Source organism: Streptomyces sp. Act143, from assembly GCF_003143935.1.
Taxonomy (GTDB): Bacteria; Actinomycetota; Actinomycetes; order Streptomycetales; family Streptomycetaceae; genus Streptomyces.
The window spans coordinates 7,713,997-7,722,924 of the sequence record NZ_QFRX01000001.1 but is presented as its reverse complement, the minus strand read 5'-3'; the positions used below and the strand labels follow the sequence as shown (position 1 = coordinate 7,722,924).

The window sequence follows — 8,928 nt, the reverse complement described above, 5'->3', positions numbered from 1 at the left end:
GCGGGGCTGCGGGCGCTTGACGTATCGGATGTGGCACGGTTCATGGCGCTGCTCGACGATCCCGATGCCGGGGTGGTGCGGGAGGCGGCGGTGGCGCTGCTGCCCTCGGCGGGGGCGCTGGACGAGGAACGGCTGAGGGGACGGCTCGCGGAGGGGCGGTCCCGGGCGGTGCGGGTCTCCGCGTTCCGGCTGTTCCAGCGGCACGGTGGGCTCGCACGGCTGCGGGCCGCGGTCGCGCTGATCGGCGATCCGGACGACAGGCTGCGGCATGCCGCCCGGCAGGCCGTGCGGCGGTGGTGCCCGGCAGGCCGTGCGGCGGTGGTGCCCGGCAGGCCGTGCGGCGGTGGTGCCCGACTTCGGATGTGCCGCACGGGGTGGTCGAGGTCGGTGAGCTGCTTGAGCGGGCGCGGGAGCTGTTCAGCGAGTTGGTGCTGACGCGGCGCTCGGGGTCCCCCCGGTTCGAACGGAGTTGAGAACTGGGGAGGGAGGCCGGCTGCGGGCTTGAGGTTTTGCCTGTCCTGGGCCCGATCACGACTGCTTGATGACAGGGGCGGGTGCACACTGGCAGTGGGACGAGTGCCTGACTGCGGGGTGATGCAGATGCAGAGCCGCTTCCGGAGCGACCGGCGCCTGACCGTGCGGATGACGGTCACGCTGTTCCTGCTCGGGCTGTTGTACGTCGCCTTCGTCGGCGCGTTGATCGTGTTGCTGAAGTCCTGGGTGCTCGTCGTGGTCGTGGCGGCGCTGGTGCTCGGGGCGCAGTACTGGTTCTCCGACCGGGTCGCCCTGTTCGCGATGCGCGGGCAGGTCGTGGAGCGGGAGGAGTATCCGGAGCTGCACGGGGTCGTGGACCGGCTGTGTGCCATCGCCGACATGCCCAAGCCCGTGGTCGCCGTCTCCCACATGGACATGCCCAACGCGTTCGCCACCGGGCGGAACGCCGATCACGCCGTGGTGTGCGTGACCGACGGGCTGCTGCGCCGGCTGGAGAAGGACGAGCTGGAGGGTGTGCTCGCGCACGAGCTGTCGCACGTGGCGCACAAGGACGTCGCCGTGATCACCGTCGCCTCGTTCCTGGGGGTCATCGCGGGGCTCATCGTGCGGTTCGCGTTCTACTCGCAGGTCTTCGGCGGGCGGAAGGACCAGAACACCGCCGTCGTCTTCGCCGCCGTGATGGGGATCTCGGCGGCGGTGTACGCGATCAGCTTCCTGCTCATCCGGGCGCTGTCCCGGTACCGGGAGCTGGCCGCCGACCGGGCCGCGGCGCAGCTGACGGGGCGGCCTTCGGCGCTCGCCTCCGCGCTGACGAAGGTGTCCGGGGACATCGCCCGCATCCCCACCAAGGATCTGCGGACCGCGCAGGCCTTCAACGCGTTCTACTTCACCCCGGCGACCGGCAAGGAGCCCGGCGTCGAGCGGTTCTTCTCCACGCACCCGACGCTGGAGCAGCGGCTTGAGCAACTGGGCCGGATCTCGGCCGAGTTGGGCGAGGCGGCGCGCCCCGGGAAGACGGAGTAGCGGATGGGGCTGCTGGACATCCTGCTCGGGCGCACCAAGCCCGTCGCGCCCGATCTCGACCGGCTCTTCGCGCTGCCCTCGGCGGCGGTGACGCTGGAGGCCGCGACCGGGTTCACCCCGACCGGGAGCGGCGCGGTGTGCTTCGCGACCGTCGAGGGCGCGGCGTTCGAGCAGACGCACCGTGAGGTGCAGGCGCTGCTGGACGCGGACGCCGACCGGGACGGTCCCCCGGTCGAGCTGCGGCGCGACGACTACGGCTACTCCTGGCTGGTCTCGCAGCGCGCCCCCGACCAGCTGCATCTGCTGGTCAACGATCTGCACGCGGTGAACTCCTCGATGGAGGTCAACGGCTTCGGCCCGCAGCTGCTGTGCTCGCTCGCCGGCTTCCGCGACGACGCGGGCCGCGCCCTCGCGCTGGTCTACCTCTACAAGCGCGGCACCTTCTACCCCTTCGCGCCGCTGCCCGACGGCGGGCAGCGGCGGGACAACGCGCTGGAGCTGCGGGTGAAGGCGGCGCTCGCGGACGATCTGCGGCTGGAACAGGACCTGAGCCGCTGGTTCCCGGTGTGGGGCGCCCCCGGCCTGTGACCAGGGGACACCCGTACCGCTCTCACTTGCTCTTCTCGCGTGCCTGGCGACGGGCCTCGAGGGGGCGCTCCCGGCGGTAGCGGCGCTCCCACTTGGCCTGCTTGTCCCGGCGGGCGCGGTACGTGCGGTAGTCGCCGGCCATCATGCCGCCGCCGGACGACGCCCCGCCGCCCCTCGACGATGTCGAGGACGTCCCCCGCCCGTACTGCGTGTACAGGAAGAGCACGGCGACGGCGGCGAGCCAGTAGAGGTGGTTCCCGAATCCCAAGACGACCAGAACAGCGGTCCCGGCCATGACGATGGTGCCCATCGGTGGCCTCCGTGTGCGTGGGTGGTGTGCAGCAGATTAGTGCTGAACGCGCAGAGTGACGCCGGCCCTGCGGAAAGCAGAGCTGACGGCTCCGCAACGGGTGTCCAGCGTAGGGAGACCGTCACTCGGCGTGCATCTCTTTTTCTCGCGGCCTAGAGTCGGGCGAAAAGGAAGATTCACGCTAATTCACCACACAAGGGGTGCCCGGGATGAGTGATCTCTTCGTCATCGCCTACGACGACCTCGCCACCGCCCATCAGGTCCGCGAGAAGGTCGTCGAACTGTCCAAGCAGCATCTCGTCGAGCTGGAGGACATCGTGGTCGTCGAGCGGCGTGACGACGGCAAGATCAAGCTGCACCAGGCCGTCAACCACACCACCATGGGCGCGGCCGGCGGCGCGCTGTGGGGCGGGGTGATCGGGCTGCTGTTCCTCGCCCCGCTGCTCGGCGCCGCGGTGGGCGCGGCGGCCGGCGCGGCCGGGGGCGCGGTCACCGACACCGGCATCAACGACAACTTCATGAAGGAGCTGAGCCAGAATCTGCGCCCGGGTGCCGCCGCCCTGTTCGTCCTGGTCAAGCAGGCCGCACAGGACAAGGTGATCCCGCAACTCACGCCGTTCGGCGGGCAGTTGGTACAGACCTCGCTGAGCCAGGCCGACGAGGACCACCTGCGCGAGGCGATCAGGGCGGCGCAGAAGTCGCCTGCCTGAGGCCCGTTCGCCGTGATCGAATGAGGGCATGCTCTCCTCCTTCACCTTCGGTCATGGCGGCGAACGGCTCAGCGGGGTGCACGGCGGCGGTGGTCCGGGGCGGGCCACCGCCGTTCTGCTGCACGGGGCCGGCAACGGCAGCAAGGAGCGGCTCGTGCCGCTGGCGGCGGAGTTCCTGAGCCGTGGCTGCGGCGCCCTGGCCTTCGACTTCTCCGGACACGGCGAAAGCAGCGGTGAGCTCGCGGAGTTGAGTCTGCGGCGCCGGTTCGAGCAGGCCGTCGCGGTGATCGACGCGCACGTTCCGGCAGCGGAGCCGCTGGTCCTGGTCGGGTTCAGCATGAGCGGCCAGACCGTGGCGGATCTCGTGGGGCATTACGGGGAGCGCGTGACGGCGGTCGGGCTGTGCGCGCCGGCGGTGTACGCGGCGGAGGCGTGGGACGTGCCCTTCGGGGCGGGCGACGGCCGGTTCAGCGCGATCATCCGCACCCCGGACAGCTGGCGGGAGACGCCCGCGCTCGACGTCCTGGGGGCGTACGAGGGCCGTACGGTGCTCGCGGTGCCGGGGGACGACCGCGTCATCCCGCCCGCCGTGACAGCGGCCGTCCAGGACGCGCTGGCGGCCCGGGCCTCGTACACGCGCCTCGAACTGCCCGATGCCGACCACTACTTGGGCCTGTGGTTCCGCGACCACGCCGGCCCCCGGCGGGACTTCGTCGACCTGCTGCTCGCCGACGGCCGGACGGCGACCCGCGCTTGGCTGGCCAAGCAGCTCCCCGCGGGCCGTACGGTCGCCACCACCCGGTTCCTGCCGGGCGGCTGGACCTCGCAGATGCGCGGCCTCACCCTCGACGACGGCACGGACCTGGTGCTGCGGTCGTTCGTGAAGCCCTTCTTCCGGCACCACGCCCCCGGGCTCCTCGCCCGCGAGGCGGCGGTCCTCACCCTGCTCGCCGGGGCGGACGGCGTCCCGGCGCCCGAGCTGCTCGCCGTGGACGCCACGGCCGAACTCACCGACCATCCGAGCCTGTTGATGTCCCGGCTGCCGGGCCGGGTGCGGGTGGACGAGGAGGATCTGGGACGGCGCCTCGACCTGCTGGCGGGGCAGCTCGCCCGGATTCACGCGGTCGTACCGGACGACCGGCCGCGGACCTATCAGGCGTGGACGTCTCCCGAACGGGTGCGGGTGCCGGAGGGGGCGTTGTGGGAGCGGGCCGTGGACGTCATCCGGCGTGAGCCGCCGACGTACGAAGGGGTCTTCCTGCACCGGGACTTCCACCCGGGGAACGTGCTCTTCGACGAGGGGCGGATCAGCGGTGTCGTCGACTGGGTGGAGACCTCGTGGGGGCCGGCCGACCTGGACGTGGCGCACTGCTCGACGGCGCTCGCCCTGCTGCACGGGCCGGAGCACGGGCTGGGGTTCCGGGAGCGGTACGAGGCCCAGGGCGGGCGGCAACTCGCCGACGGCGCCGACCACTTGTACTGGCGGCTGCTCGACGCCCTCGGCTACGCCCCCGACGCGGCGAAGCTGGCCGGGCCGTGGCGCGAACTGGGGCGGACCGATCTGACGCCCGAGGTGCTGGGCGCGCGGCTGGCGGCTTATGTGGACGGGTTGTGGGAGCGCTACGCCTGAGCGGTCACGGGAGAGGCCCGCGGGAGGGGGGGCGACGAGCGCCGGGCGCCGCTGTCGCCGCGCCCCTCGTCCCCGGCGCCCGGTCACACCTCGGGTGCCGCCGCCACCACGCCCGCCGCGATCGCCGCGGCCAGGGTGGTGTGGTCGGTGACGGTCTGGACGGCGTAGGCGCGGGCGAAGTCGGCGATCGCGTGGTCGAAGGTGTCGCCGCCGCCCAGGTAGGCGGCGATGGCGATCCGGTCGCCGGAACGGGCGTGCGCGCGGGCGAGGGCGGTGCCGCAGAGGCGGGCGTACGTGGTGAGCTCCGCCGGGCTCATCCCGGCGACCTCCGCCGAGCCCTTCATGTCGCGCAGCTGCCGCCAGTAGAAGGCGCGTCCCTGCGGCCCCGTCATCCACCCCAGGAAGATGTCTCCGGCGGCCTGGAGCAGGCGCTGACCCGCGACGACCCGGTGTCCGGGGTGGACGTACGGCCCGCTCGGCAGATGCTCCTCCAGGACGGACTTGCGGGCCTCCTTGATCTGGAGGAACAGCGGGTCGTCGGCGTCCCGTCCGGTGAGGAGGACGATGAAGCAGCGGGTGCCGACACTGCCGACGCCGACGACCTTGCGGGCGGCGTCGACGAAGCGGTAGCGGTCGAGGAGGAGGCGGCGTTCCTCGGAGAGCGTGGAGCGGTAGTCGCTGAAGATCTTGCGCAGGGCCGCCATGTCGGGGACGCCGGCGGGTTCGAGCAGCGGCGGGTCCTGGATGATCCGGCGGCGCCCGTCGACGACCTCGGTCAGTTTGCCGAGGGCGTGGAGGCTGGTGCGGCGGCGGGCCCGGGCGAGGGTCGAGCGGGCGCGGCGGCGGTGCCGGGTGGAGCGGACGAGGGGCAGCAGGCTGTCGGCGTCGAGGCGTTCGTACCAGACGTCGAGTTCACCGAGCCCGGCGAGCCGGCGCATGGAGGTGCGGTAGGCGGCGGTCGCCGCCACGGCGGCCCGGTGCGCCTTGGTGTCGCTGTGGCCGTTCTCGCGGGCGGCCACGACGACGCTCGCGGCGAGGCGTTTGACGTCCCACTCGAAGGGGCCGGGGTACGTCTCGTCGAAGTCGTTGAGGTCGAACAGGAGGGCGCGTTCCGGGGAGGCGTAGAGGCCGAAGTTGAGCAGATGGGCGTCGCCGCAGAGCTGCACGGTGAGGCCGGTGTGCGGCTGGGCGGCGAGGTCGGCGGCCATCACGGCGGCGGCGCCGCGCAGGAAGGCGAACGGGGAGGCCGACATCCTGCCGTATCTGATCGGCAGGAGCTCCGGGAGGCGGTCACGGCCCTGGCGTTCCAGGACGGCGACGGGGTCGGGGCGGTCGACGGCGGGGAGCCGGCCGGCGTGCGCGGAGCGGGGGACGCGCTTACGGGCGGCTCGTCCTCGGGCGGCGCGGTCGCCGGGGGTGCCCGGGCCTCCGGGGCTTCCGGGGATTCCGAGGGCGCTCATCCGCCGTGCCTCTGCATCGCGCCTCCCGATTCGCTGTTCCGGCCGTTCCCTGGTGCCGGACACCTCCTGATCGCAGGGAAGCGTGGGACGGGGGCGGGCGCATGCGGAGTACGGCGATCGGGTGAGACGGGCCGGTGCGGCACGCGGTGCCGACGGGGCCCGCGGGCGGCAGGCGGCAGGCGGAACGCCGGGTGCCCCCGCGAGCGGGGGCACCCGGCGTCGTCGGCTCACCGCGCGTAGCGCATCAGCGCCCGCACCATGTGGCACGTCGTGTCCGACGGCGGGTGCACGCCGATCAGCTCCGCCGTGCTCCGTATCTTCTCGTTGCGGGCCTGGTTCGGCACGTAGACGCCCGAGTCGAGCAGGGCGATGGCGAGCCGCATCGCCTTCAGGCGGCGGTTGTGCGTGATGTACCACTCGCGAGGGCGCCCCGGCGGCAGCGGGCGCTTCTCCACGGGTGCGTAGGGCAGGTCGAGCAGCACCGGGTGCTGGGCGGTGGACTGGGTGGGCAACGGCTTCAGGGCGGCAGCGGGCACAGGCATCCTCCTGTCGCGGTCAGGGTGTCCGGCGGGGCTTCCGCGACCCCGCCAACTCCCTCGAACACTGCTTCTATTCTACCCGCCCCCACTGACAAAAGCCCCTGGCCACAAGGGCTTTCGGGGGTGCTGTGACAGGGGTGGAACAGGGGTTTTCGCGTACCGTGGGCGGCATGGAGATCTGGATCAACCCGGCCTGTTCCAAGTGCCGCAGCGCCCTCAGCCTGCTCGATGCCGAGGGGGCCGACTACACCGTCCGCCGCTACCTGGAGGACGTACCGAGCGAGGACGAGATCAGGGCCGTGCTCGACCGGCTCGGTCTCGAACCCTGGGACATCACCCGCACCCAGGAGGCCGCCGCCAAGGAGCTGGGGCTCAAGGAGTGGGCGCGGGACGAGACTTCGCGCGACCGGTGGGTCAAGGCGCTCGCCGAGCACCCCAAGCTGATCCAGCGGCCGATCATCACCGCGGACGACGGCACGGCGGTGGTCGCGCGCAGCGACGAGGCCGTACGGGACGCTCTGTCCCGGTAGTCAACCGATTGTCCGGCGGCGGGAGTTCAGGGCCCGCGCACTGTTACCCTCCGCCGCCATGACCTTCGGTGATCAAGGAATGCCGTACGGGGGCGCGGACCCGTACACCCAGTGGGTGGTCGAGCAGGAGCGGATGCGCAGGCGCCGGCGCACCCGGCGGGCGGTGGCCGCCGGGACGGGCGTCGTGCTCGTCGCGGCGATCACCACGGGGGCCGTGCTGTACACGGACGGCGGCCGGGGCGGGGCGGCGGCCGCCGCGCCCTCTTCCCCCGCCGCGTCCGCCGCCCCCGTTCCGTCCGTCACCGTCTCGATGCCCTCCGACGCCCCCTCCGCACTGCCCTCGCTGCTCGCCCGGCCGGTCATCCGCCCGGAACAGGCCTTCCCGGCGAAGAGTGTGCGGCCGGCGGACGGCTCCCGGTACGAGCGCGTCGACCTGGCCACCACCTCCGACTGCTCCGAGGGCACGGCACCGGAGCTGGCCGCGCTGATCGCCCAGGGCCAGGGGTGCGAGCGGTTGACCGCCGCGCTGTTCACGGACGCCGAGCGGCGCTCGCAGGTGACGGTGACCGTGCTCAGTTTCCGTACCGTGCAGGACGCCTCGTCCGTGTTCGCGATGGCCTCGATGGACCCGGTGACCTATCAGGTCGTCTCGCTCGACCCGCCGCCGGAGGCGGGGATGCCGACCGTGCCGCCCGGGTCGGCCGGGGTGTTCCGGCGGCTGATGACCGTGCGGTCCGTGGTGTTCGCCAACGGGCAGTGGGGCGACGGGTCGGAGGCCGACGAGGCCGCGATCACCAAGCAGACCGAGGACCTTCTCCGGTACGTCGACGACGACGTCCTCGCGTACGAGGACCCCGACTCGGCCTGATCCACGGTGTGACGCACGTTACGCCAGTGACTCCCGCAGCGTCTGAGCAAGCTCGTTCGGTATCTCGTACATAGCGGCGTACGCTCCCCTACCTCTTCAGGAGGCGCGCATGTCGCGCAGGAGAACTCTGAGTACGGGCAAGAAGATCGCGCTGTTCGTGGGCGCGGCGTCGGTGGCGGGCGGTGGCGCCTTCGTCATGGCGAGCACCTCGAACGCCGACACGTCGACCGCCGCGCAACCGCGGACCAAGTCGGCGGACGCGGCGGTCTGCCAAGGGCTCGCCACCGCCCTCGGCAACAACCAGAAGTTCATCGACGGCCAACGGGCCGCGCCGGACGCGCAGTCGGCGGCCCGGATCGCCAACCGCGAAGCGGTGATCGAGCAGATCAAGGTGCAGCAGAAGGCGTCCGGGTGCACCGTTGGGGAGTCGGCTCAGGGCTCCCAGACGGCACAGCCGGCCACTCCGGCCGCACCGAGCACACCGGCCGCGTCCGCGGGGAACGCCGGGAACGGCGGCACCGCCTCGGGGCAGCAGGTCTGCAACGGCTCGACGGTCACCCTCTCCGGCGAGGGCGGTGCGCCCGCCGCGTCCAGCAACCAGTTCCCGGCGGGGACGAAGCTGAAGGTCACGAACCTGGACAACAGCAAGTCCACGACGGTGGAGGTCACGTCGGTCTCGGGCAGCTGCGTCCTGCTGAACAACGCGGCCTTCGAGCAGGTCCGCGAGCCCGGCAAGTTCCTGATCCGGCGGGCCGTGATCGAGAAGGTGGGGTGA

The 8,928-nt window shown here is 72.3% G+C and carries 10 protein-coding genes and 1 pseudogene; 8 read left to right on the top strand and 3 right to left on the bottom strand.

Annotated elements, in window-relative coordinates; all coding sequences use genetic code 11:
- The 3 genes and pseudogenes from DI272_RS35250 to DI272_RS35240 form a co-directional block, all read left to right on the top strand.
- Positions 1-435 (top strand): annotated as a pseudogene (locus DI272_RS35250) (hypothetical protein); the annotation flags it as partial.
- A 165-nt stretch (positions 436-600) separates the two neighbouring features.
- On the top strand, positions 601-1,518 hold the full coding sequence (gene htpX / locus DI272_RS35245; protein ID WP_109501222.1) for a zinc metalloprotease HtpX: 918 nt from the start codon (positions 601-603) through the stop codon (positions 1,516-1,518).
- A gap of 3 nt (positions 1,519-1,521) precedes the next feature.
- The gene (locus DI272_RS35240; protein ID WP_109499231.1) at positions 1,522-2,106 is read left to right on the top strand and encodes a hypothetical protein; all 585 of its coding nucleotides are present in this window, start codon (positions 1,522-1,524) and stop codon (positions 2,104-2,106) included.
- A 22-nt stretch (positions 2,107-2,128) separates the two neighbouring features.
- On the opposite strand, the gene DI272_RS35235 is transcribed toward DI272_RS35240, so the two are convergent.
- A complete protein-coding gene (locus tag DI272_RS35235; protein WP_109499230.1) occupies positions 2,129-2,416 on the bottom strand; it encodes a hypothetical protein in 288 nt (95 codons plus the stop codon).
- Positions 2,417-2,625: 209 nt separating this feature from the next.
- Between DI272_RS35235 and DI272_RS35230 the strand changes: the two genes are divergently transcribed.
- A complete protein-coding gene (locus DI272_RS35230) occupies positions 2,626-3,126 on the top strand; it encodes a DUF1269 domain-containing protein (protein ID WP_109501221.1) in 501 nt (166 codons plus the stop codon).
- Positions 3,127-3,154: 28 nt separating this feature from the next.
- A complete protein-coding gene (locus DI272_RS35225) occupies positions 3,155-4,756 on the top strand; it encodes an alpha/beta fold hydrolase (RefSeq protein ID WP_109499229.1) in 1,602 nt (533 codons plus the stop codon).
- An 83-nt stretch (positions 4,757-4,839) separates the two neighbouring features.
- On the opposite strand, the gene DI272_RS35220 is transcribed toward DI272_RS35225, so the two are convergent.
- Positions 4,840-6,216, bottom strand: coding sequence for a DUF2252 domain-containing protein (locus DI272_RS35220; protein ID WP_109499228.1), 1,377 nt, complete (start codon positions 6,214-6,216; stop codon positions 4,840-4,842).
- A gap of 227 nt (positions 6,217-6,443) precedes the next feature.
- Positions 6,444-6,752 carry a hypothetical protein gene (locus tag DI272_RS35215; RefSeq protein ID WP_109499227.1) on the bottom strand — a complete coding sequence of 103 codons (309 nt, stop codon included), beginning with the start codon at positions 6,750-6,752 and terminating at the stop codon, positions 6,444-6,446.
- 173 nt (positions 6,753-6,925) lie between these two features.
- Between DI272_RS35215 and DI272_RS35210 the strand changes: the two genes are divergently transcribed.
- The 3 genes from DI272_RS35210 (at position 6,926) to DI272_RS35200 (ending at position 8,928) form a co-directional block, all read left to right on the top strand.
- Complete coding sequence (locus DI272_RS35210) at positions 6,926-7,285, top strand: arsenate reductase family protein (protein WP_181387423.1); 360 nt, start codon at positions 6,926-6,928, stop codon at positions 7,283-7,285.
- Between the two features lie 58 nt (positions 7,286-7,343).
- Complete coding sequence (locus DI272_RS35205; protein WP_109499225.1) at positions 7,344-8,153, top strand: hypothetical protein; 810 nt, start codon at positions 7,344-7,346, stop codon at positions 8,151-8,153.
- A gap of 109 nt (positions 8,154-8,262) precedes the next feature.
- Positions 8,263-8,928, top strand: a complete 666-nt coding sequence (locus DI272_RS35200) for a hypothetical protein (protein WP_109499224.1) — start codon at positions 8,263-8,265, stop codon at positions 8,926-8,928.